Genomic DNA, 25,292 nt, shown 5'->3' on the forward strand with positions numbered 1-25,292 from the left:
GGTTACGAGATGGTCATGAATCACATTTATTTGAAACATCAATTAGTTATATCATTAGAAATATGATACTGATCGCCCATAAGATAACCTCGATTCTATATGGTAGCGTCATACTTAAAACCACGATGTGAACATACTTATGAAAAGACACATACTATCAAGCGCCATCCTACTCTCTCTAGCCTTTCCCACCTTTGCAGCTGATGGCGATATACACGATGTCACGATACTGGGTACTTCAGATATCCACGGTCATTTTATGGCGTGGGATTACGCGGCAGATAAACTCAACACTCGTGGTAGCTTGAGCCAAATCGCGACCAAAGTTGGTGAGATCCGCAAAGAGCAATCTAACATTATCCTTGTCGACGCTGGCGATACCATCCAAGGCAACTTCGTAGAAACCTTCAAAGACGAGCCCGTTGATCCAATGATGCTTGGCTTTAATCACATGAAATACGATGTGTGGGTTTTAGGTAACCACGAATTCGACTTTGGCCTCAAAACCCTCAACAGGGCCGTTACCCAATTTAAAGGGCAGTCTCTCGGTGGCAACATCAAGAACAAAAACGGAAACCCATTCCTGCCTGGTTACACCATCCTAGAACGCGGTAGCATTAAGATCGGCGTGATCGGAATGGATACCCCAATGACGGAGGTCTTTGCGCAAGGTACCAACCGTTTAGAAGGCGTCACTTTCACTAATCCAACCTTGGAAGTGAAGAAAATCGTCAAGGAGATTGATGATAAAGTGGATGCCATCATATTGGTTGCCCATATGGGAATTGAGAACGAGAATGACATTGCCGACACCGGTGTCACCGACATTGCCAATGCAAACCCAGAGCTTGATGCCATCGTCGCCGGCCACATGCACACTCGCATCGAGAAAGCCGTTGTAAATGGCGTTATTATTACTGAACCCGACAGATATGGCCGCGCCCTATCTCGTATCGATCTTCAATTTGAAGAGCGCGATGGCACATTCACTCTCGTCAACAAAGACAGCTTCACCTATAAAATTAAAGGTATCGACTCTGATGAGAATATGGACGAGTTATACCAGCCTTACCACAAACAACTCCGAGAAATGGCGAACAGACCTGTCGCTCAACTTACCGGCGTTGATTTAGTCCCAGAAAACGAAATCCGCGGTATCCCTCAAGTCCATGTTCAAGACACAGGCATCAGTGCGCTATTCCAAGAAGCGAGCTTCTTCTATGCACCTAAAGCCAATGTCATCGCACTTCAAATAGACAACGACAATGCCAAGCTCGATGTTGGCCCAATCAAAGCCAAAGACATCGCGTACAACTACCAATACGCAGGTGGCGAAATCACTGTCTACCAGATGACAGGCAAAGAGCTGAGAACCTACATGGAATGGTCTGCGGGCTACTTCAACTCAGTACAACCTGGCGATGTAACCTACAGCTTTAACCCTGAACGCAGAGCATCAAAATACTCGACCAATGACTTCTTCGCGGGCGTGGCTTATACCATCGACCTTACTCAGCCTGCAGGTACACGCATTACCAACCTCGCGTTTGCAGATGGCACTCCGGTTACAGATCAAACAGAAATCCGTATTGGTATGAATAGCTATCGAATGGGTCATCTAACCAAGAAAGGCGGCGTGCTAGAAGGCGAATCGTTCCCTGTACTTTTTGATACGGAAGCAGAGTATGGAGAAGAAGCAGGCACAATCCGTAATATGACCATCAAATATCTTAAAGAAGAAAGGAACGGTCAGTATGAAGGTAAACCTCAACAACGATGGGCACTTTCTGGTTTAGAAAGCCGTTATAATGAACAACGAGAGATAGTGAAGTCATTGATTAATGATGAAACCATATCAATCCCGACCAGTGACGATGGCCGCTACACAAACATCGCTTCTATCAACGTAAAAGAACTGATGTTCAAACCTGACGAAGCGAAACAAGCTGCCATAACCACACGCGAAAAGAAACTGGCGCAAGCAACTGAGCAAGAGAGTAAGCAGATCAAACGCGAAATCACTCTGATTGAAGCGCTCAATTAATCCCTGACCTCAAACCAATAACGACTTAACGACGCTTAGAGCGTGGTTAGGTCGTTGATTACGGAAAGTTGAGTACGATCCATATTAAGTGACGTTGAAAAATAGAAGTAAAAGCAGACTCTTTGACACACTCATAACTATTGTAAGCAAGTACTTTGCAACTTGAAGGCTACACCGCCTCCCCCCCTTTTAGTAAAACCTAATAAATCAGATAGTTACCCACAGGTAGCCCCATTTCTTTATCTTGCCTTCCATCACATGCATGTTGATAATACGAAGAATCTCTCACATAAGGCGAGAGCTTCTTTATAGGTAATAATATGAATAACCCTGAATTGGTTTTCGCTATCGCTGCTTTGTTAGGTGCCTTAGCAAAATTAATCCTCGCAATAAAGTCCAAGTAACTAGATTTTCTTGGGCCTTACTAACCCTGATTGGCTTCAACCAATCGGGGGCGTTTTCTTTTAAAACGAATTGGAATTGGGACAATTTTTAACATAGATATTTATTATCTATAAACAGCCCCAAAAGCCTCCTAGGTGACTCTAAGCTCCCACTTACACCTGTATTCCATCTCACACTGATCTATTCCCCTCTTTTTGCAGTACAAGTTATTAATAATTCGATATAAATCGCTCTATTTTTTGAAATTGTTGTCTACAGTTTTATAGAGCTTGTCGCTTCAATAATTGCCACAAGTAACGACACCTTTTGATGGTAAGTTTTGGTTATAAGGAAAGGAAATGGAAAGCCCAATTGTCACACTTACACATGCCAGCAAAAGCTTTGTTGATGGCAACGATACCCATCACGTGCTGGAAAATGTCGACTTCGCTTTGGCGACAAGCGCAAGCGTGGCTTTAACAGGGGCGAGTGGCAGTGGAAAGAGTACTTTACTCAACCTAATCGCGGGCTTTGAACCTCTAACTGGTGGCGAGTTGTGGCTCGATAACGAGAACACATCAGATTGGAGAGATCCACAGTGGAGCCGATTCCGCCATCAAAAGCTAGGCGTGATCTTTCAACAGTTCAACTTACTAACCCCACTCAACGTAAAACAAAACATCGCCTTCCCGCTCCATTTGAATCAACAAAAATGGAGCGACTGGTGCGATTATTTAGTTGATGCATTGGGTATCAACGAGTTACTCGAAAGACATGTATCCGCACTCTCTGGCGGTCAGCAACAACGAGTCGCAATAGCGCGCGCGCTAGCCCATAAACCCAAACTATTGCTTGCCGACGAACCCACAGGCAACCTCGACCACAAAGCAGGGTTAGAGGTTATGAAGCTGCTGAGTGAAATCACCACTCAAGGCAACACTGCGGTGCTTTTGGTTACGCACAGCCCAGAATGCGCCAGCTTTATGCAGACAAAATTGGTGTTAGATGATGGTTGTTTAAGGAACGCCGATCTAACCCCAAGAGCAGCAGCGTTGTGAGTAATCCAATGAAGCAAACTGGCTTCGCTCAGAACCAGCTCACCCATACCAAACTGACTCTGAATCTATTCGCGGCGCACTATCGTCAATCACCATTGCAAGCCGCAGCGATTCTGATCGGCATTGTGTTAGCGGTCACCTTGTTTGTCGCAGTGCAAGCCATCAACCTCAATGCCAAGCGCAGTTATGCAGAATCGACCGAGCAACTTAGCGCTCAAGCGCAGAACCTTATCATTCCACTAGCAGGGCAAAACTATTTGCCGGAATCGCTCTACTTCAGCTTAAGACAAAGTGGATTAAGCGCAGCGCTACCTGTTATAGAAGGGCGAGTAAGAGACGAGCAAGGTCGACGTTGGTCAGTTCAAGGCAGTGAGTTGATCGCCGCCCTCACTTCAAGATCTCGTCACGCTCGCGTCGACGAACAAAGCAACACTCAAACCAAAGAACCAAACATTTCCCTGTTCGACAATGCCTTACCTTTGCCGCAACTCTTAGCAGGTGAACCCATTGTGATGATGAGCCAGTCGCAACACCAGAACTTGGGAGGAGTAGACACACTCACTTTGGATGAAGTGCTCACTCAAGTGGTAGTGCTACCAGATGAATGGCAGCTAGGTAGCCGAATGTTGATGGATATTGGGTTCGCTCAGCAACTGCTTAACAAGCAAGGGCAACTGAGCTACATCGCTATTTTTGACACTAAGAGCGACACTAAGAGCAATCCTCAGGATAAATGGCAAAGCCTTATTGGCGAGCAAGGACGATGGATTTCCAACAACCAAAGTACGGATCTGGGTTCAATTACCGATAGCTTTCACCTCAATCTCACCGCCATGAGTCTGTTGGCGTTTTTGGTTGGCCTATTCATCGCTTACAATGGTGTGAAGTACAGTTTACTGAAGCGTAATCGGCTATTGGTGCAAATTCAACAAGCCGGCATTGCGCCAAGCATCGTGTTTTCAGCTCTGTTAGTCGAGCTGACTCTTTTAGTCACACTAGGCGCGTCGCTTGGTTTCATTCTCGGCATCCAACTCAGCCATTGGCTGCATCCAACCGTCGCGATAACACTTGAGCAACTTTATGGTGCAACACTGCTTCCCGGTACATGGCAGTGGCAATGGTTAATGCAGGCACTGCTACTCACGCTGGCCGCAACGCTTGTCGCTTGTTGGCAACACTTTAAACAGCGGGTGCGACAACCCCTCTCTTCCCATGGCGGTTTCTATCAAGCGCCGGAAACGTCTAACGAAAATCAGCTGTTTGTTATCGGGTCAGTATTAACTATTCTCGCGTTAGCAGGTTTATGGATGAGCGAACATCATCGCTTCACCATGGCATGGCTCGGTGTGTTAGTGGTATCGATTCCTTTGTACCTGCCCAAAACGCTAAGCGTGCTAGCGAACTGGAGCGAAAAACGCACCCAATCGGGGTTAATACAATATCTGTTTGCTGAGCTACGTGAACTTATTTCCCCTCTCTCCCTTGCCATGATGGCGTTGCTTCTCGCTGTCACCGCCAATATCGGAATGAATACCTTAGTCGGCAGCTTTGAATCCACGTTAAAGCAATGGCTTGAACAGCGCTTACATGCCGATATTTACGTTAGCCCTGCCCAAGGTGAAATCGCGAATGTGGAACGTGCGTTAGAGCAGTTTGAAAATGTTGAAACCGTTTATAAGCAATATTATGTCGATGATAACTTGCAGGGCTTACCTACTTTGCTCGGCACCAAAGACAAAGACACACTTGAGCAAACCATGGTATTTCAATCCCACCTTGATGATTTCTGGACGCGCTTTTACCAAGGTGAATTCGTGGCGATCAGCGAACCTACGGCAGTGAAGCTCGGCTTGCCGCTTGGAAGCCGACTCAAGCTCGACGCGATCCAAGACAAAACACTCATCGTCGGGGCGATTTTTCATGATTACGGCTCACCGAATGGCGAAGTGTTACTTGCACCTGATTTGTGGCTCGAAAGCGGCTTTACTAACTTACCCACCAGCTTGGGAGTCAAAGTATCTGGCGACCCACAAGTGGTGTACGAACAACTGCGCCAACAACTCAATTTGCACCCAAGTCAGCTTTACAATCAAGCGCAGATAAAATCGATCGCTTTAGAGATCTTCTCGCAAACTTTTGCCATCACCCGAGCGCTTAATGGCGTCACCTTAATGGTGGCGGTGATTGGGTTGTTCTGCGCCTGTTTCATGTTGCTCGATGCACGCAAAGCCGCTATTGCAAGATTGTATGCGCTCGGTGTTAGTCAGAAAAAATTGATGGCAATGGTGGTCGGGCAAATCGTTGTTCTGGTCGCCTTCACTCTGGTTATCGCTTTACCACTCGGCGCTATGGTCGGTTATGTGTTGACGGACATCGTTACCCTGCGCGCCTTTGGTTGGAGTTTAAATTATGTGTGGAATTGGAGTGATGCACTCAGCATCGCAGCCATCACCATTTTAGTGGCTGTGATTGCGACCTTGATCCCACTGTGGCGTTTGGTCAGTAAACCCGTGGTATCCAGCTTGCAAAGTGAGGTGTTGTGATGAATCGATCAATGAGAGTTTTCGTTCTCACACTTGGCATCTTACTCCTTTTAGGGTGTGAGGAGTCCACTCAACCATCAGCTCAAAATATGGGTTCGATACTCGGTACTGAAACACAAACCGAGAATGAAACGGCAATCGATCAAGCGCAATTTTCTCCGGTAGTAAAAGGTATCGACATCACTTTCCCTGCCGACCATCAAGCGCACCCTGATTTTCGTCATGAATGGTGGTATTTAACCGCAAACTTAATTGATGAAGAAGACAATGTGTTAGGTGTGCAATGGACACAGTTCCGCTTTGCGGCTGCACCACATGAAAGTGGCAATAGCACCAAGGAAACTACGTGGCAAAGTCAGCAGATTTACATGGCGCACAGCGCTGTCACCACTAAAAATAAACACTATGCCGATGAAAAATGGTCTCGTGACCAAGCTGAACTGGCGGGTGTAAGCGATTCGCCGTTTCGTGTTTACCTCGATGATTGGCAATGGACGTCGACGACCGATGACCTGTTCCCAGCTACATTGGTCGCTAACTCGGGTCAATTTGGATATTCGCTTAAGTTAACCAACAACGCGCCATATCAAAAGCAAGGCGAACAAGGCTACAGCACTAAAAGTAGCGATGGCAAAGTGGCTTCCTATTACTACAGCCAACCATTCATCAATGTATCGGGCGAGGTAACTATTGATGGCGTCACCCATCAAGTTTCCGGCAAAGGTTGGATAGACAGAGAATGGAGCTCGCAGTTTTTACTCGACTCGCAACAAGGTTGGGATTGGTTTGCGCTAAGGCTGAGTGATGAAACCAGCTTGGTGGTATTTCAACTTCGAAACTCAACTACAGGCAAAGCCAGCTATTCTCATGCGAGGTTGATGAATCAAGATGGCTCCGGCATCGCGATTAAGCAGCAAGACATCAGCTTAACCGCCATCAAGCAAACTAAAATCGACGGGCGTGACTACCCAACAGAGTGGCAAGTTTCGATTCCAAGCCAGCAAATAGAACTGACCGTCTCGGCACTCAATCCAAATGCCAAAATGCCGCTGTCGGTTCCTTATTGGGAGGGGCCAATCATGATTAAAGGTTCTCATTCCGGATCTGGCTATATGGAGTTGACTGGGTATTAGATTGTGTATTAATACAGGTGGAATCTAACAACAAATACATCGCGATAACCATCAACTAAAACACTTTCAACCAAAACCTCCACCACGGAGGTTTTTTGTTATTCCATATGTTCTATTTACCTTAACGCCTGTTGAAAAATATCTAATTTAACCAAACACTGGGCTCCCCTAAAATACCAATCAAATGGTTAGAGGAGATAGAACATGCTTAGCTCAGTGCACAATGACGAACTCAACAGATACATCGAGAAACTAGACTTAAACCTTACCAAGGATCAGGTTCGTGAACTTGGTTGGCAGCAAAGTAATGAAGAGGTAGGAAAAGAAAAAACAGTATTAGGCTCGTGGTTTTTCTTTTCTTTCTTTGGCTTATGTACGTCTGCATGTCTTGCGCTGCTAATGTATATTTCATGAAGATAAACAGAACAATGACCACGTATAACCAGCATGGAACCTTCAATTGGTTCGAGGTCGACGGAGAAACGTACATACTGTTCAAAGTGGGCAGCAACAGTGCTCTATTGAACCAACACTATGAGGATGTCACCGAACAACAGAGCGAAATATATGGGCTGTTAAGGGCGATTCCATAAGCTCATACTGCACGTATTCACTTATGGTCTATCTATTCACTTGTGGTCTATCTACGCACTAACTAGCGCAAACATCCGTTCTTTTGGCAACAAGACCGAGCTACAACAAACGGTTCTTATACTGCTCTGGCGTTTGGTTCGCGTAACGTTTGAACATGGTGATAAATGGGCTTGCTTGGTTATAACCCAATGTAAGAGCGACCTCTTTAACCGATTGGCCGTTTCTCAACAAGTCCATTGAGTATAGGTAGCGCACTCGCAGTCGCCACTCGGTAAAGCTCATTCCAAGCTCGGTCTGGCAGTGGCGAGAAAGGGTTCTTTCCGTGGTGTGGACACGTTCAGCCCAATCTTTCAGCGTCACTTCATCGGTTGGGTTCTCTTCAACAGAAGCCAATATAGGCGCTAGATACTTATTATCGGTTGAAGGCAAGAAGTGGTGTTCAACCTCACGCTGCGCAAGTTGGTCAAGCAGTACCTGAACGAGCCTTTGGTCTTGCTCGGTTTCCGCAACATTGATCCCACGATCGCGAAAATCATCGATAATAGAAGACACAATCGGCGTGATCTTTATAAGGCTGGTTTTATCTGGCAGGTGTTGCGTGAGTTCTGGGGCGATATTTAGTGAACAGTAGTCCAAAGGCTTACGGTTATAACTGCAATGCATCACCCCGGCCGGTACCCAAATCGCTAGATGTGGTGGCGCTAGAAATCGAGTGCTTTCCGCTTCCATCTCTAATATACCACCACTGATCAATTGAACCTGTCCCCATGAGTGGCTATGAACTCGGGTTTCAGTGTTCGAAAGAAACGCTTCAAAATTCATAAATACGTTGGATGGTGCCTTATCAATTAATAAGGATGGATGAAGGTTTCTGGAGTGTTTTTTCAAACTTGTCTTCCTATCGCGCTTAATGTCTTTCTAAAGATACTTGTAAGTATAACGACCTGTCAAACTAGCCGCACCAACTCATTCGCCACGGAATTCACATGCATTACCTATTACCATTTTTTACAGTCTGTATCTGGGGCGCCAATGCAATCGTCAACAAGCTTGCTGCAAGCACCATAGAACCTAGCGCAATGAGTTTTTACCGCTGGTTTTTTGCGATGTTAATTCTCACGCCTTTCTGTATTCGCCCAGTGATGAAGCAGTGGGCTGTCATTAAGCCAAACTTATCTAAATTAGCGTTCCTCGGCTTTTTGGGCATGGTGTTGAACCAATCTCTAGGTTACTACGCAGGCTTAACCACAACCGCCTCTAACATGGCATTAATCACTTCTTTGGTTCCATTGGTCAGTGTATTTTTAAGCGTCCCTTTGCTGCACAAGTCGATTTCTAGTTTGAGTATTGTTGGCGGTGTGTTGTCACTATCAGGCTTAGCCCTGATGTTAGGCAAAGGCGATCCGTTATTCTTCATGCATCAAGAATTGACTCAAGGCGATGGCTATATGCTAATTGCAGCCTTTGTTTATGCTTCTTACTGTGTACTACTGAAACGCTGGAAAATGCCAATCAGTAGCTGGGTGGTGATTTACATTCAGGGTCTGTTTGCTGTCGCGATGCTTACGCCACTTTGGCTTACCAGCGAACAACTTTTACCACCACAACAAGCGCTCCCATTGATAGCTTACGCCGCGGTTGCCGCTTCGATTTTAGCGCCTTGGATGTGGGTGAAAGCGATTGACACCATTGGTGCTGACTCAAGCGCGATGTTCATGAACTTGCTTCCGGTTGTAGCGATCGTATTAGCCGCGACATGGCTTGGCGAAGAGATTAACCAGTTCCACATCATTGGTGGTGTGATGGTGATTTCAGGTGTCATCCTTGCTCAAATCAGAAGAAAACCAAGGCTTGAGGCTCCTCTCCCTCAACAAAGCTAAACGCATTACCCAACGCTCACATTAGGGTAAAAATTCAAACTCACGTTTCACACAGCAAATGAGAGTGGCTACTGTAATCCATACTATGATGAGCCCTTACAGCAAGCGAGTAAAACGGAAGATTAGTCTAAACGCTTTACTTTATATCAGCACGATGAGTCGTTACTCAACTATTCTTCAGCAGTTATACCTTTATATCATTACAATCACACACGATTAGTGCGAAATACACTAAAAGGCTTCCCAAACAATAATCCGAAAGGAAATATCTACGCGAAGGATCTATACTTTTTAAAACAGTAAAAGTGAGCTGATAAGAAAACAATAATCACTACCACTTTAGTGGTATCTGAGATACAGCCACTTTAACTAAACCAAATCAACAGCGGTTGGTTGGCTAACACAAAAAAGTACCGACATGAGTACCACACGGCTTAGAAACACCTAGCATTACGCTAGGTGTTTTTTTTGCAATCGACCTATCTAGTGACTTAATCAGTATTTCTATTCTCTTGCTTGATATCACTTCATCCATGTTTGCCATTCGCCTGATACGCCTTTAAGCACCAATATTCATCAACTGATCATCTGTTTGAAAAAAATAGTCTTAACCATGAGATTATCCGCTTTAACTTATGTCATCTTAAGTATATTGTTACTAGCAAGTAACAAGCATGTTACGCAGCAAAATAATAATGAAGGAAGATAGATGAGCAGTAGCAATAGCCGACAAGATGGTAAACGAGACGTTACTCTGCGTTTTTTAGCTGAACCCGGGGATGTGAACTTTGGTGGTAAAGTTCATGGTGGTGCAGCAATGAAGTGGATCGATTTAGCAGCCTACGCTTGTTCCGCAGGTTGGAGCGGTAAATACTGTATAACAGCCTATGCAGGCGGAATTCGATTCGTTGCCCCAATTCATGTAGGCAACCTTGTGGAAGTAAGTGCAAAGGTCATTTACACAGGTTCATCTTCAATGCATATCGCTATCGACGTGCAAGCAAGCGACCCTAAAGAGCTCAATAACCGCCTAACAACTCACTGTATCGTTATTATGGTCGCTGTCGATGAGAATGGTAATCCGACTAAAGTGCCAGAGTGGATACCAGAGACGCCAGAAGACATCGAATTACGAGATTCGGCTATTCGCCTAATGAACATGCGAAAACAGATTGGTGAAGAGATGGAAGCTCACGTGAAGTACCTTAAGTAAGGTCCACCAGCTGCCCTCCCCCTACAAAACCTTATTACAATGCCAAGCGCCTGCTTGGCATTGATCTATTTGATACCTTCGTGCTCTACACAGCCAAATCCGCTGCACACCCAATACAGACGATAAGAGCGTGATACCCAGCCAAAGGTTGAAATGAATCGGCACTTGTTCACTGATTTATTTTGACTGTAATAAAGTCGTCATTTTGCTCTGATTAAATACCGCCAATCATAATAGATACATTTGAATTTCTTGGAGCCACTCTTGAGCGTCATACGCCCCACTCTTAGCGAGTCTACACTGAACAATTTAAAGGCTGTTGAGTACCAATGGGTTAGAACTTTGTACGTCGAAGGCTACGACAGCAATGAAATCAACCACTATATCCAAACGTGTTTCGGTGGAGATCCGACATTTGCCGATCTATTTCGTCGCGTGGCACTCGATCAAGAAAGCATCTATGTGCTATTGCAACACTTAGGTTGTGCTCCTTCTAGTAAAGAGTTCTAACTTCTAAGTCCCACCAAAAACCAGAAGCATAAATAAACCTACCTCCATAACCCTCATGAATGTCACTTGAATATTCTGTAACTACCTCTCGCTTACCCATACATTTTCAGTGCAATTTCAGGTTTTGTTGCATACAAATCATTGAAGTATCACGCATTGGAATATTCACAACATATCAATAGTACAACAGCCACTTATACTGAGTGTCTGATTTGTGAGACTAGTTCATTTCTACAAGTAACCAAAATGAAGTGGTCGGTATTTAGGAGAGAAGTAACTCGAAACTTTGGGTTTTAAAGTAGATATGAGCGCGATAGTTAACGAGTAACGCTGACACAAAAAACAAAAAGTAGCAGGCATAAAAAAACCCAAGTAAATACCTGGGTTAGAGTTACAAAAACCACTAATCATTAATAGCGTAAGGAACCTGATTAGTAGCCAGCTATGCGTAACCTGAGGGTTATTTTTATTACTGATCGGCGGCCAAACCAAATGATGTAATAAAAATGCCAATATAGAGCGACCTAACGGTCGCTCTTTTTCTTTCTTATAGAGTACAGCTTATCCTTTTACACCACCTGCCGTCAAACCACCAACTAACCAACGTTGAGCAAGTAAGAACACGATAGTAATCGGAAGTGCTGATAGTACAGCCGCTGCCGCAAAGTCACCCCATAGGTAGTTCTGAGGGTATAGGTACTGCTGCATACCTACTGCTAGCGTGTAAGAGTTCACATCTGTAAGTAGGATAGACGCTACTGGCACCTCACCCACTGTCGCGATGAAAGATAAGATAAACACAACCGCTAGGATTGGCACAGACAGCGGTAGTAGAACCAGTCTGAATGCTTGCCAAGGCGTTGCACCATCAAGGGCTGCTGCCTCTTCCAGAGAGTTATCAATCGTCTCAAAGTAACCCTTAATCGTCCATACGTGCAGTGCAATACCACCTAGGTAAGAGAAGATTAGACCACCGTGTGTGTTCAAGCCTAAGAACGGAATGTATTGACCAAGTTTGTCAAACAGCGCGTAGATTGCTACTAGAGCCAATACTGCTGGGAACATTTGGAAAATCATCATCGCTTTCAGGATTGTGTTCTTACCTTTAAAGCGCATACGAGCAAACGCGTAAGCCGATGTCGTAGACAGTGTCACAATCAGAATCGATGTGATACCTGCAACCTTCACTGAGTTCCATAACCAAGTTAGCACAGGGAACGGAGGTGACGTTACCGAGCCATCTGCGTTCGTTACTGACATACCCAATGCTAACTTCCAGTGTTCCAATGATGGGTTATCTGGAATCAAACTACCGGTTGCGAAGTTACCTTCACGGAACGAGATCGCGATGATCATCAGTAGTGGGAAGATAATCATTGCCAAGAAGCACCACAACACTGCATGCGTTGCCCACACTCGGTATTTAAGGCCTTTACCTTGTACCATAGCCATTGTCGTGCTCCTTAATCTTGAGACAGTTTAGTGAAACGAAGGTTTAGTAACGCTAGTGCACCAACCAATAGGAAGATAAGCGTTGCGATAGCACTTGCTAGACCGAAGTCTTGACCGCCGCCGCCTTCGAATGCAATTCGGTACGTGTAGCTTACAAGCAAGTCTGTGTAACCCGCTGGCTCAGAAGTACCAATCATGTTCGGGCCACCGTTCGTCAATAGTTGAATCATTACGAAGTTGTTGAAGTTAAAGGCAAACGCTGCAATCAATAGCGGTGTAAGCGGTTTAATCATCAATGGGAACGTAATGCGCTTGAAGTTATCAAGGAAGTTCGCACCATCGATTGCTGACGCTTCGTATAAATCATCAGGAATCGCTTTAAGCAGACCCATACATAGAATCATCATGTAAGGGAAACCTAGCCATGTGTTAACCATCAACACCATGGTTTTCGCTAAGATAGGGTCTGAGAACCAGTTCGGGCTTAAGCCGAAGATATTCTCGAGCACCATGTTGATCTCACCAAAGCTTTGGTTGAATAGACCCTTAAAGATAAGAATCGAGATAAACGCGGGTACGGCGTAAGGCAGAATCAGTAGAACACGATAAATAGAACGACCTTTCAACTCTTCCCATTGCACGATGTTAGCCAATACAAGGCCGATAACTAGCGTGAACGCTACGGTACATACCGAGAAGATAACCGTCCAAATAAAGATGCTGATAAACGGTTCTTTAATGCCGTCATCTTTCCATACACGCTCAAAGTTATGCGTACCAATGCTAACCACGAAACCTGGAGAGATGGTATTACCCGTAAACTCACCATTTGCATCAACAGGCTGGTAGAAACCCACATCCATATTTGGCTTGAGAACTTCACCCGTTTCATTGTTGATTAACGTTTCTTCATCGTCTTGTAGCGTGTAAAGCGGAGCAACAGAAGCAAACTTACGTAAGCCACTCATGCGGATGTCACCACCGTCAGGTAGATTGAAATCAACACCACTGATTGCTGCTCGGTTTTGAATGATCGCTTTGATCTTCTCTTTTTCACCTTGCGCAGACTCAATAACAGATAGGTCCATCTCTGTTTCTGTCATATTGTCTAGAGAAAATACGTCAGTCGCTAACAGTTGATCGCCATCTTTTACAACGATCTGGTGACCGTCATCTGTCTTGTACAAAGTAAATGGGTAGCTCTCACCGCTTTGGAAAGAACGGTCTAAAAGAACGGTTTGAGTGCGCTCTAGAGAAAGTTGGTTTTTCGCGCTGTAGTTAGTAAACGCAAGCCCTACGGTGTATGCCAATGGGAAAAGAATGAACAAGATCATTCCGGCAATACCTGGGTAAATATAACGGTGGGCGTAAGTTTTTTTACTACCAAAAATGTAAAGTGCCAAAGCCGTTAAGATCACTGTAAGCAGCGCAAAAGCGAGCTCACCGCGAGAATACATTAGAATTGTAGCGTAGCCGTTTATTAAGCCAACGCTACCAAGCAACCCCCATTTAATGAAGACGCTTTTACTGCCTGGAAGGCTTGATGGTGCTGGGATAGCATCTGTACCTTGAACTGACTGCATAGAGGAACCTGCTAGCGATATAGATAAAAAATAGAAAAGTAAGGAGAGGTTACCCTCTCCTTAAAAGGTAGTGCCTGGGTGTTACTTAACCATACGACCTTCAGCAGCTTTTAGTGCTTGGTCTACTGATTGACGGCCGTCAACTACGTTGCCGATCGCTTCTTCCATGCTGTACCAGAATGTTGTGAACTGAGGGATGTTAGGCATGATTTCACCGTTCATCGCGTTGTCCATTGTTGCTGCAATACGAGTATCGCTGTCTAGTTGACGTTGGAAAGAGTTAAGAGCAACAGCGCCTAGTGGCTTGTCGTCGTTCAGGCTCTTCATACCTTCATCTGTTAGTAGGTAGTTTTCCATGAACTCAACAGCTAGGTCGCGGTTTGGAGACGCAGTGCTGATACCACCTGCCCATACACCAACGAAAGGTTTAGACGCTTTACCGTTGAACTTAGGTAGTGTTGTTACGCCGTAATCTACGCCAGCTTTCTTGATGTTTTCCCAACCCCAAGGGCCGTTGATTGTCATTGCAACGTTACCCGCAACAAATTCAGACTCAGCAACTGAGTAATCCATGTCTGCAGAGATAACCTTGTCTTGTACCATCTTCTCGATGAAACCTAGAGACTTCTGAACACCATCAGTCGCTACGCCCGCATCTTTAATGTCGTAACCTTCTGCAGTCTGTTTGAATGCGTAACCGCCGTCAGCTGCAAGTAGAGGCCATGTGAAGTAAGCGCCGCCACGTAGAGGCCACATGATCGCTTTCTTGCCGTCTTTTTTAAGTTCAGCATCAAGTGCTGGGATTTCTTCCCAAGACTTAGGTGGGTTAGGAACAAGCGCTTTGTTATAAATTAGCGAAACTGACTCAACAGCAACAGGGTATGCGATTGTTTTACCTTCGTATGAAACAGCGTCCCATGCGAAGTCTACGATACCTTCTTTAGTTTCTTTAGAAGGTTTGATATCAACAAGAAGTCCCGCTTCTGCATAGCCGCCAAAACGGTCATGTGCGTAGAAGATCATGTCTGGGCCATCGCCAGCTGCTGCTACTTGAGGGAATTTCTCTTCTAGCTTGTCAGGGAAAGCGACGGTTACTTTAACACCAGTATCTTCTTCGAAGCGTTTACCTACTTCAGCCATGCCTTCATAAGCTTTGTCACCACCTACCCAGATTGTTAGTTGTCCTTCTTCGATAGCAGCATTTGCACCAAAAGAACCCAGAGCAACTATTGTACCTAGAGCTACAGCGCTTAGAGCGTTTTTCATGTGAATATCCTTTTTATATTTATACGTAGGGCACATCTACCAAGACGAGCCAGTTTTCGGAGGTTATGATCTGAGAAAACAGACCCTAGCTCATCATCCTAGCCACTACGCCCTAGCTATTATGGCTTAAATTCGTGATCGCCATCCGGTCAGATTAGAGACTGCAATCACAAAACGTATACTCATCGTGATCAACATCACCGTTACGCGGTGGATTTATTTGAACTGGATCGCCAATTATTAATAACCCCATTTATCTACTCCTCCCCTCCTACTCCCCCTAGTTAATTTTCCATTAGGAGGATGTACCCTTACGCCAATTCACCGAAACTGCATTCATCCAAGAGTGGATAGTAAGAACCCTTTACCGGCAAGTGTTATGCGTTGACGCATTATTCATTTAGTTGGCTTCACTGCCCGCTGGTGTCTTATATTAGCATCGAGCTAAATCTGTGATTGAATCACGGGGGAGGTTTAGCTGGATGTGGGGGAAATGGGCATCAGTTTGGCTATGACGGGTGGGCTTGGTTAAAGAAGCCAAGTCTCACCCACTTTTTTCTTACTCACTCAATACTTACCAATTCCTACAGTTACTGCTGACCCAAAAATTTCTTATAATGATAAGCAGTAAAACTTAAAATTTGATCGATCGAGGACAAGCTAGATGGCGAGTGTCACGTTAAAAAACGTTTATAAATCATATGGTGATGTACAGATTTCTAAGGACGTAACCTTAGACATCAACGAAGGTGAATTCGTAGTATTCGTTGGACCATCAGGTTGTGGTAAATCGACGCTATTACGTTGTATCGCAGGTCTAGAAGACATTACGTCTGGTGATTTGTACATTGGCGACCAACGCATGAATGACGTTGAACCGTCAAAGCGTGGCGTAGGTATGGTATTCCAGTCTTATGCGCTTTACCCTCACCTTAACCTATACGACAACATGTCTTTCGGTCTTAAGCTAGCAAACGCAAATAAAGCTGAGATCGACAAACGCGTTGAACATGCTGCAGAAATCCTTCAGCTTGGTCACCTTCTTGAGCGCCAACCTAAAGCGCTTTCTGGTGGTCAACGTCAACGTGTTGCGATTGGTCGTACTCTGGTTTCTCAACCAAACGTATTCCTACTTGATGAGCCTTTATCAAACCTAGATGCCGCGCTACGTGTTCAAATGCGTTCGCAAATCACCAAGCTACAGCGTCAACTGGGTTGTACCATGATCTACGTTACCCACGACCAAGTGGAAGCGATGACAATGGCGGATAAGATCGTTGTTCTGGATGGTGGTTATGTATCTCAAGTCGGTAAGCCGCTTGACCTTTACCACTACCCTCAAAACCGTTTCGTTGCTGGCTTTATTGGCTCACCGAAGATGAACTTCATGTCGGTACACATTGAACAAGCTGAAGCAGAACGCGTATTGGTACAACTTTCTAATGGCATGACTTTCTGGATCCCTGTTGATGGTACGACTGTCAATGCTGGCGATCGTATGTCTCTGGGTATTCGCCCTGAACACTTGATGTCTGCTGAATCAGGTGACGCGACGATTGAAGCTGACGTGATGATGGTAGAGAAACTAGGTAACGAAACTCAGGTTTACCTAAACCTTGAAAGTGCCGATGCTGATGTTATCTATCGCCAGCCAGACACGTTGAAAATCGAATCAGGTGACAAGTTGGCGATTGGTATTCCAGCGCACCGTTGTCACCTGTTCCACAGCGATGGCCGCGCATGTCGTCGTTTGTACAAAGAATACGGCACAGACTAATCGCTTAGCCTTTTAGGATATAACTTGCCCATATCGAATCCCTCTTACTCAGTAAGGGGGATTTTTTTATGTGCTGGATATTTTTATGTGTTGGATACGAGTTTCACTTACATTGAATAGTTCATGAGTCAGCCACTCGGTCTTTCGCTAGCGGCAATAAAAAAGGTCTAGCAAGCGCTAGACCTTTATCTGTTAGTTAGGCTATGAACCCAACCGCTAATATCACTTCTTTCAGACATGAAACCTGTCTAAATCAACTTAGTGAATTGGCGTATCATTCTGTTTGTTGAACTGGCCAAAATGCTTCTCTAACACTTCAGGAGTCAGTTTGCCTTCCGCTTCTAGTCGCTTGAACTCAGCAACAATTGCTTTTTGCTCTTCAAGTGATGGCAGTTTCACCTCAGGCTCATCGCCCATCTCTTGAGTCATCTGCTCTAGTTCTTTTTCAAAATCGCTCATGATACTTACCTAAATATTAAACCTAACCAGATTTTACTCATTTACGCCCTATGATGCTAGGGCGATTGAGTGCAAAGCCCGAAACCAGATCAAGCGAACGTCAGTTAGAAGAAAACAAGCCCGTAAATAAAAAGAGCTGAATTCACGATGAAATGAATCCAGCTCTTCGTCTATATCCCTTTCTAAGCCATGTTACAGCTTGAAAGAATTAAAGCTTAAATAAACCAACCATCTTATCTAGACGAGACGATAGATCACGAAGCTCTTGGCTCGCTTCAGCAAGTTGCTCAGCCGTGCTCGTTGTCACTTCGTTGATTGCGTTAATCTCTTCAATGTTCTGGTTGATGGTGTGAACTACGGTTGATTGCTCTTCCGTTGCCGTTGCCACTTGAGTGTTACGGTCTGTGATATCAACGATACGGTCTGAAATGCCACTCAGCACGTCTACCGCTTCATCCGAAGCCGATACACCTTCAAGGGTAATCACCTTACCCGCACTCATTGCCGTTACCGCATCTTTAGCATCGCTTTGCAGTTGGTTGATCATCTTCTGAATCTCTTCCGTTGAATCTGCAGTACGGCTTGCTAGGTTACGTACTTCATCTGCTACGACAGCAAAACCGCGACCTTGTTCACCGGCACGTGCGGCTTCAATCGCAGCGTTCAGTGCAAGTAAGTTAGTTTGCTCTGAAATATCACGGATAACACCCAGAATAGAGCCGATGTCTTGAGTTGTAGAAGCCAGTTGCTCTACTACCTGACCTGTGCTTTCAATATCTTGCGCCAAACGACTGATCGCGTCTTTTGCTTTGTTCACCACAGAGCGGCCTACTTCCGTATTGCCTGAAGCTTGAGTTGCCGTTTCTGCTGCGGTTGCCGCGTTCGATGCAATCTCGCTGATGGTCATACCCATTTGGTTAATTGCAGCCACCACTTGAAGCGTTTGGTCGCGCTGTTCTTGGCTGTTGTCGTGGGTGATGTGGGCTTTGCTAGAAACACTCTCTGCCGCCACTTGAAGCGCTTGGCTTGTCGAACACACCTCTTTCATCGACTCGTGAATCTTTTCAATGAATCCGTTGAAGCCTTTTGAAAGCTGTGCAATTTCATCGTTGCCTTTCACTTCGATACGCTGTGCAAGGTCACCGTCGCCTTCACCTAAGTCGCCGAAACGCTTAGCCAAAAGCTTGATCGGTTGAGTAATGCTGTTCGCCAGAACTACGCCCATTAGGATAAAGACTAACGCCACAACCGCAGTCATGATCAGCATCTTCTGCGCAGTCGCATCAAGCTCAGCAAACACTTCACCGGTTGGTACCACACCAATAACGAACCAGTCCATTGAAGACACATACAAGCTCGCCACGAACAGCTCTTGGCCTTGGCTTTCTGTAGTAATCAGGTTGAAGCCCGACTTGTTCAGTAGTTGGCTTGCTTGAGGACCGTAAAGTTGTTGAAGTGAAGAGTCACTGCGAGAACGCTCGCGATGAATTTGAACATCACCTTGGCTATCGGTTAAGAAGACAAAACCGGTATTTTCAATCTTGAAACCGTTCAGCAGGTTAACCATGTCATCCATCGACTTTGATAGACCAGACATAGCCAAACCAGAAGGCTGTTGGTAGTTAGCAAACATCTTCACTTCGCCATTGGCTTCTTGGAACATGCTCACCATGGTCGGCTGTCCAGATTGCGTAAAGCCAAAGAACCAACCATCTTGCTGTTGGTTTAACTGACGCAGGAAACCATTTTGGTTCCAGTAGTAAGCCGTTTGACGGTTCGCCACTGAGGCATCGTTCAACTGATACTGGTTACGAACATTGTTCAGCTGTTTAACCAGTTTATTTTCTAGTGCCGGATCGCGATCGGTCGATTCGATAGCATCAGAAATAAATTCATTTGAAGCAATTTGCTCCGCCGCTAGTAATAGCTGAGAGACTTCTCGGTCAATTTCACCATTGATTCGCTCTAGCATTCCTGGAAGTTCAATATCGATCAATCGATGACTTAATACATCTCTTGCTTGTTGTTGTGCCATTGCGCCGACAATCACTGTCGATGCAAGAACCGCAAAGGTAATTCCAAGTACAACTTTTTGCTTGATACTCAGAGAGTTAGTTTTAAACATATTTGGACCTTTAAAAAGAATCGCTCGTTATTGGTATACCCTGAACAGGACTTTTTTAGTGCACTCCAACAAGCAATGCACAATCTGAGTGATGTATCGGCCACAACCAATAAAACTAGAGACTTTCTTCTCAAAAAACTGCAAATATGATGTAACAATTAGAAATATTCACCTTGAGCATGAATTAACTAAGCAAATACCGCATTGTCGAGAGTCAATTTTAGTTCTCACCCCCTGAGACCCAACCGAACTCAAACCACTCCCCACCGCCGAGCTTTTGTATATAAAAACCAATTGATATAGTAATAATCACAACCTAACGATGTTTTTAGCTAACCACTTGTAAATATTTCCAATTTTGAAAAAATAAATTACGCAAATGTACTGGAACTTTTTCCTCGAAATCAGTGACCAATACTCAAAATAAAAATCAAATGGATACCCAGAGAGTCCAAAATGCACAAAACAAATTTCGAAGTCCTTCAAAACTATCTAGAGTCTCAAATCATTGGTCAAAAAGAGCTCGTTAAGCAACTGATGATCGCCCTTTTAGCAGATGGTCATATCCTCGTTGAAGGACCTCCCGGCTTAGCAAAAACTCGCGCAGTAAAATCATTGGCTGACTGTGTTGAGGGTGACTTCCACCGTATTCAATTCACTCCCGATCTGTTGCCAGCTGATTTGACGGGTACCGACATTTTTCGCCCTGAGACTGGGGAGTTCACTTTCCAATCAGGCCCGATTTTCAACTCATTGATTCTAGCGGATGAGATCAACCGTGCTCCGGCGAAAGTTCAAGCGGCAATGCTGGAAGCGATGGCAGAAAAACAAGTAACTGCCGGTCGAAAAACCTATGCGCTGCCTGAGCTATTTTTGGTAATGGCAACACAGAACCCAATTGAACAAGAAGGGACTTACCCGCTACCGGAAGCTCAGTTAGACCGATTCTTGCTTCACCTAGAGGTTGAATACCCAGATATGGAAAGCGAGCTTGAGATCTTACGACTCAACCGTGGTGAGGCTCAAGGTAACGAATCAGCTCAGCCACAACAGATATCTCAGCAAACGATCTTTGAAGCGCGCCAAGAAGTGCTCAACACTCACATGGCAGACACCATTGAGCAGTACATCATCAGACTGGTTATGGCGACTCGCCAACCTAAGCAATACAGTGACCAACTTGATCAATGGTTAGACATGGGTGTCAGCCCGCGTGCAACCATTGCGTTAGACCGTTGTGCCCGCGCTCACGCTTGGCTTGCAGGACGAGATTACGTCACGCCACAAGACGTTCAAGCGATGGCATTCCCTGTGTTACGCCACCGTCTACTGCGCAGCTACCACGCACAAGCTGAAGGTGTCACCGCAAACCAAGTGATCGCACACCTTATTTCATTGGTTGGCAGCGCATAGGGATACGCGCATGAATAATCAACTACCCAACCATAGTGACGGCGTCACGTTAAATCTGGATGAGCTGCTGCAATACAAAGCGCAGTCTGTTCGCTGGTTGCCTCCCGCCAAGAGCCTTTGGTCACAGCTTAACGGCCAACACGAGAGCAACCGTAAAGGTCGCGGGATGAATTTCTCTGAAGTTCGTCAATATCAAGCGGGAGATGACATTCGCAGCATTGATTGGCGTGTAACAGCCAGAACGGGCAAAGCGCATACCAAACTTTTCTCTGAAGAACGAGAACAGCCTGTCATTTTATTCTTGGATCTATCAAGCAGTATGATTTTCGGCTCAACCTTGTTGCTGAAATCGGTTCAACTTGCACACTTTGCTAGCCAACTGTGCTGGCTTACTGTGGCTCAAAAAGATCGAATTGGCGCGGTGATCGATACTGGCAAAGAGGTCATTGAGATCAAGCCAAGTGCAAGCAACCATGCTCCACTGCGTATTTTGCAAAAAGTCATAGAAATCAATAATGCAGCGCTGACTCATCACGACAATCATAATGACACGACCTTAGAGCATGGGCTGAAATCTCTGCACCAGCTTTGCCCTAAAGGAAGCGATATTATTATGCTCAGTGACTTTGTGCGTTACCAAGAAAGTGACTACTCACTTATCAGTCAAATTCGGAGGCACAACAGAGTACGTCTGGTGCATTTCTACGATCCGCTAGAGCAAGGTGAAACCGCCTATAAAGGTTCTAAACAGGTCACCGATGGTAGCAAAACTCAATGGTTTAATTTCTCTTCTAATAAAGAAAAGCAAAAGCTTAACCATGCTTTTTCGCTTAAGAAACAGCAGCTGCAACAGATGGGGTTGTCTCTCGCTATACCCTATAGCTCGCTGTCGAGTGCGCAGTCACTCATGAGCCAGATATCAGGAGCTCAGTCATGAAACAGCCCTTAGATTTAAGTCCGGTTATTGCGCCAGACGCCCCGACTTGGTGGCCTTTGGCGTGGGGTTGGTGGGCAGTCATTATCACAGCCATTTTCCTGATTGCCTTGGTGTTTTTCATTCTAAAACGTAGAAAAAACAATCAACAGGCGAAACAAGAAGCGCTGTCTTACTTTAGTAATAGTCAGTCCCAAGATGGCTTGTCTCCGAGCAAAGCACAACGCATCCTTCGTCAAGCAGCACTGAGCTATTTCCCTCGTGAAAAAATTGCAGGTTTGTCTGGTGATGATTGGTTGAAGTTCTTAGATGCGCAATTGGCGAAGCCGTTATTTGTAGCAAAACAATCCCAGTGGCAACAAGCGCTCTATCAAGATGTAGCCCTTATGAACGACGAACAGAAAAAGGCTCAACAACAATTAGTTAATGATTGCGAAACTTGGCTTCGTAAAGCACTTCCTCCAAAGCGAGGTCGTTATGAGTGATTTTCTAAGCCCTATGTTTCTAAGCGGGGACTTGCTAAACATCGAGTTCGTTTGGTGGTGGATGTTCTTCATCGCGCCACTACCGTTGCTCGTTTACTTGTTCTCACCAAAGTCAGAATCGAGCAATGCCCTAAGGCTTCCATTTCTGCCAGAAGACAGCAATACCAAAACACCGAGCAGTCGCTTACCAAAGGCGTTGTCCGTGATTATCTGGCTTCTGCTGGTTACGGCGAGCGCACGCCCTGTATGGTATGGCGAACCGGTGGAGTTTCAGCCGAAGCATCGTGATTTAATGTTGGTTGTCGACCTCTCCTACTCGATGAGCCAAGAAGACATGCAGTTCAATGGCGAATACATCGACCGCTTGTCGGCGGTGAAACGCGTGTTGAGTGACTTTATTGAGCGTCGTAAAGGTGACCGAGTCGGATTGGTACTATTTGCTGATCACGCCTACTTGCAGACCCCGCTTACGCTAGATAGAGATACGCTTTCACAACAGCTCAATCAAGCGGTGTTAAAACTGATTGGTACTCAAACCGCGATTGGTGATGGTATTGGTCTTGCCACCAAAACCTTTGTCGATAGCGATGCGCCCCAACGTGTAATGATTCTACTCAGCGACGGCAGTAATACCGCCGGGGTATTAGACCCATTAGAAGCGGCGGATATTGCAAAGAAATACGACGCGACGATTTACACCGTGGGTGTCGGTGCAGGCGAGATGATGGTCAAAGAGTTCTTCATGACGCGCAAAGTCAATACTGCTCAAGACTTGGATGAACGTACACTAATAGAAATTGCCAAACGCACCGGCGGTCAGTACTTCCGAGCGCGTGACAGCAAAGAGTTAGCGACGATTTACGACACCATTAACCAGTTAGAGCCCGTGACGAACGCCACTAAGATCTGGCGACCGCAACAAGAGTGGTTTGTATGGCCACTGTCGGCGGCAATGTTCTTCGCATTTATGCTGTTAGCCATTAGGAGAAACAATGTCTAACTTTACTTTTATCTACCCATATTGGTTCTTGGCGCTTGTCGTGCTGCCCGCTATTTGGTGGCTGAGCAAGACACAATCTAAGCAAGGATTACTCGCGTCACACATCGCGCGATACTTGGCACCAGAATCGAGTAAGCCATCGAAAAATCGCAGTACTTACTTCGGTATTTGGTGGCTGGTCGGCGTTATTGCATTAGCTGGACCAAGCTTCGAGAAAAACGAACAGCCGAGCTTTGAAAAAACGCAGGCACGAGTTGTGATCATGGATATGTCGATGTCTATGTATGCCACCGACATTAAGCCGAATCGCTTAACTCAAGCGCGATACAAGGCTCTGGATCTGCTTTCATTGTGGAAAGAAGGGCTAACAGGCATGGTGGCGTATGCTGGGGATGCTTACACCATTAGCCCGCTAACGTCAGACATCAACACCATCAAAAACCTAGTGCCTAACCTATCGCCAGATATCATGCCTTATCAAGGTGGTGATGCCGCATCAGCCGTTAAGCTTGCGATTGATATGATGACTCGCGCGAAGATCTACCAAGGTGATTTGGTATTGATTGCTGATGACATCGATGACCAAGAGAAGAAGCAGATCGACTCCCTACTCTCTGGCAACGATTGGACATTGTCGATTCTAGCTGTAGGGAGTGAAAACGGTGCGCCAATCTCGTTACCTACGGGGTCGATGCTGCAAAGCGACTCAGGACAAACCGTGGTGGCAAGAACCAACTTGAAGAACATGCGCGAGCTTACACGCAGCTATGGTGGCACGTTCACTGAAGTTCAATTTGATAACTCAGATGTTGAACACATCGCGAGCTACCTCGACCGCGTTGCAACAACATCGGAAGTAACCAAGACCAAGAACTCACTCAACACCAGAGTGAACAACGGTTTCTGGTTACTGCCTTTGCTATTACTTCCGGCACTTGGATTATTCAGGAAAGGGATTATTTGGTGTGCCTTAGCTGGAGTTATCTCTTTTAGCCAACCAAATACTGCGTTTGCGAACCCGTGGAAAACCAATGATCAAGTAGGCTATCAGCTGTATCAGGACGAGGACTTCCAACAAGCTGCTGAACAGTTCACCCAACAAGAGTGGAAAGGCATTGCTCAATACAAAGCCGGTGATTTCGAAGCCGCAGAGCAGACGCTGCAAGAGCTTTCTAGTGAAGATGCTCGCTACAACCTTGCTAACGCTCAAGCCCAACAAGGTAAGTACGACCAAGCGATCCAAGAGTATCAACGTATTCTTGAAAGCAACCCTGAGCATGCTTATGCCAAGAAGAACCTAGAGATTGTCGAACAGGCTCAGAAGCAACAGCAACAGCAACAGCAACAGCAACAGCAACAGCAACAGCAACAGCAAGACGATTCTGACGCCAAAGACCAGAAAGACCAAAATCAGCAAGATCAGCAAGGTCAGCAAGGTC

20 protein-coding genes and 1 pseudogene are annotated in these 25,292 nt (G+C 45.5%); 15 read left to right on the forward strand and 6 right to left on the reverse strand.

All coding sequences use genetic code 11. The features are described from left to right. Nucleotides 1-139: 139 nt before the first annotated feature. From AB4558_RS17455 to AB4558_RS17475, 5 genes are all read left to right on the forward strand, one after another. Nucleotides 140-2,044 carry a bifunctional UDP-sugar hydrolase/5'-nucleotidase gene (locus AB4558_RS17455; RefSeq protein WP_372158953.1) on the forward strand — a complete coding sequence of 635 codons (1,905 nt, stop codon included), beginning with the start codon at nt 140-142 and terminating at the stop codon, nt 2,042-2,044. 743 nt (nt 2,045-2,787) lie between these two features. Then, nucleotides 2,788-3,486 (forward strand): ABC transporter ATP-binding protein, encoded by a 699-nt coding sequence (locus AB4558_RS17460; RefSeq protein ID WP_017072425.1) that lies wholly within the window; start codon nt 2,788-2,790, stop codon nt 3,484-3,486. An 8-nt stretch (nt 3,487-3,494) separates the two neighbouring features. After that, on the forward strand, nt 3,495-6,029 hold the full coding sequence (locus AB4558_RS17465) for an ABC transporter permease (RefSeq protein ID WP_372158956.1): 2,535 nt from the start codon (nt 3,495-3,497) through the stop codon (nt 6,027-6,029). After that, on the forward strand, nt 6,029-7,162 hold the full coding sequence (locus AB4558_RS17470; RefSeq protein ID WP_372158954.1) for a lipocalin-like domain-containing protein: 1,134 nt from the start codon (nt 6,029-6,031) through the stop codon (nt 7,160-7,162). Before AB4558_RS17465 ends, AB4558_RS17470 begins: the two co-directional genes overlap by 1 nt. A 204-nt stretch (nt 7,163-7,366) precedes the next feature. Continuing rightward, complete coding sequence (locus AB4558_RS17475) at nt 7,367-7,576, forward strand: hypothetical protein (RefSeq protein WP_048609786.1); 210 nt, start codon at nt 7,367-7,369, stop codon at nt 7,574-7,576. Nucleotides 7,577-7,855: 279 nt separating this feature from the next. On the opposite strand, the gene AB4558_RS17480 is transcribed toward AB4558_RS17475, so the two are convergent. Continuing rightward, nucleotides 7,856-8,644, reverse strand: coding sequence for a helix-turn-helix domain-containing protein (locus AB4558_RS17480; RefSeq protein ID WP_029235520.1), 789 nt, complete (start codon nt 8,642-8,644; stop codon nt 7,856-7,858). 98 nt (nt 8,645-8,742) lie between these two features. On the opposite strand from AB4558_RS17480, the gene AB4558_RS17485 reads away from it, so the two are divergent. From AB4558_RS17485 to AB4558_RS17500, 4 genes and pseudogenes are all read left to right on the forward strand, one after another. Continuing rightward, nucleotides 8,743-9,636 carry a DMT family transporter gene (locus AB4558_RS17485; protein ID WP_017065645.1) on the forward strand — a complete coding sequence of 298 codons (894 nt, stop codon included), beginning with the start codon at nt 8,743-8,745 and terminating at the stop codon, nt 9,634-9,636. A 48-nt stretch (nt 9,637-9,684) separates the two neighbouring features. After that, nucleotides 9,685-9,939: pseudogene (locus AB4558_RS17490) on the forward strand (peptide ABC transporter substrate-binding protein); the annotation flags it as partial. 406 nt (nt 9,940-10,345) lie between these two features. Beyond that, nucleotides 10,346-10,849 carry an acyl-CoA thioesterase gene (locus AB4558_RS17495; protein ID WP_019822926.1) on the forward strand — a complete coding sequence of 168 codons (504 nt, stop codon included), beginning with the start codon at nt 10,346-10,348 and terminating at the stop codon, nt 10,847-10,849. 264 nt (nt 10,850-11,113) lie between these two features. Continuing rightward, complete coding sequence (locus tag AB4558_RS17500; protein ID WP_017060051.1) at nt 11,114-11,359, forward strand: hypothetical protein; 246 nt, start codon at nt 11,114-11,116, stop codon at nt 11,357-11,359. A 561-nt stretch (nt 11,360-11,920) separates the two neighbouring features. Here AB4558_RS17500 and malG read toward each other — a convergent pair. From malG to malE, 3 genes are all read right to left on the reverse strand, one after another. Then, the gene (malG, locus tag AB4558_RS17505) at nt 11,921-12,811 is read right to left on the reverse strand and encodes a maltose ABC transporter permease MalG (RefSeq protein ID WP_017060050.1); all 891 of its coding nucleotides are present in this window, start codon (nt 12,809-12,811) and stop codon (nt 11,921-11,923) included. A gap of 11 nt (nt 12,812-12,822) precedes the next feature. Further along, on the reverse strand, nt 12,823-14,394 hold the full coding sequence (malF, locus tag AB4558_RS17510) for a maltose ABC transporter permease MalF (RefSeq protein WP_017060049.1): 1,572 nt from the start codon (nt 14,392-14,394) through the stop codon (nt 12,823-12,825). Between the two features lie 81 nt (nt 14,395-14,475). Beyond that, on the reverse strand, nt 14,476-15,660 hold the full coding sequence (gene malE, locus AB4558_RS17515; RefSeq protein ID WP_017060048.1) for a maltose/maltodextrin ABC transporter substrate-binding protein MalE: 1,185 nt from the start codon (nt 15,658-15,660) through the stop codon (nt 14,476-14,478). Nucleotides 15,661-16,324: 664 nt separating this feature from the next. On the opposite strand from malE, the gene malK reads away from it, so the two are divergent. Next, nucleotides 16,325-17,437 carry a maltose/maltodextrin ABC transporter ATP-binding protein MalK gene (gene malK / locus AB4558_RS17520; protein ID WP_017060047.1) on the forward strand — a complete coding sequence of 371 codons (1,113 nt, stop codon included), beginning with the start codon at nt 16,325-16,327 and terminating at the stop codon, nt 17,435-17,437. Between the two features lie 258 nt (nt 17,438-17,695). On the opposite strand, the gene AB4558_RS17525 is transcribed toward malK, so the two are convergent. Together AB4558_RS17525 and AB4558_RS17530 are read right to left on the reverse strand one after the other, a co-directional pair. After that, a complete protein-coding gene (locus tag AB4558_RS17525) occupies nt 17,696-17,896 on the reverse strand; it encodes a hypothetical protein (RefSeq protein WP_010431457.1) in 201 nt (66 codons plus the stop codon). A gap of 208 nt (nt 17,897-18,104) precedes the next feature. Further along, entirely contained in the window at nt 18,105-20,021 is a 1,917-nt protein-coding gene (locus AB4558_RS17530; RefSeq protein ID WP_065583801.1) for a methyl-accepting chemotaxis protein, read from the reverse strand. 456 nt (nt 20,022-20,477) lie between these two features. On the opposite strand from AB4558_RS17530, the gene AB4558_RS17535 reads away from it, so the two are divergent. The 5 genes from AB4558_RS17535 to AB4558_RS17555 form a co-directional block, all read left to right on the forward strand. Then, entirely contained in the window at nt 20,478-21,434 is a 957-nt protein-coding gene (locus tag AB4558_RS17535) for a MoxR family ATPase (RefSeq protein ID WP_017060045.1), read from the forward strand. A 10-nt stretch (nt 21,435-21,444) separates the two neighbouring features. Continuing rightward, nucleotides 21,445-22,371 carry a DUF58 domain-containing protein gene (locus AB4558_RS17540; protein WP_136978420.1) on the forward strand — a complete coding sequence of 309 codons (927 nt, stop codon included), beginning with the start codon at nt 21,445-21,447 and terminating at the stop codon, nt 22,369-22,371. Continuing rightward, a complete protein-coding gene (locus AB4558_RS17545; RefSeq protein WP_102428541.1) occupies nt 22,368-22,853 on the forward strand; it encodes a DUF4381 domain-containing protein in 486 nt (161 codons plus the stop codon). The genes AB4558_RS17540 and AB4558_RS17545 overlap by 4 nt, the downstream gene beginning before the upstream one ends. Beyond that, complete coding sequence (locus AB4558_RS17550; RefSeq protein WP_104216238.1) at nt 22,846-23,853, forward strand: VWA domain-containing protein; 1,008 nt, start codon at nt 22,846-22,848, stop codon at nt 23,851-23,853. Before AB4558_RS17545 ends, AB4558_RS17550 begins: the two co-directional genes overlap by 8 nt. After that, on the forward strand, nt 23,846-25,292 hold a 1,447-nt coding region (locus AB4558_RS17555; protein ID WP_372158955.1), incomplete at its 3' end, for a VWA domain-containing protein. The genes AB4558_RS17550 and AB4558_RS17555, both read left to right, overlap by 8 nt.

The organism is Vibrio sp. 10N.222.51.C5, from assembly GCF_041474575.1.
GTDB classification, from domain to species: Bacteria; Pseudomonadota; Gammaproteobacteria; order Enterobacterales; family Vibrionaceae; genus Vibrio; species Vibrio crassostreae_C.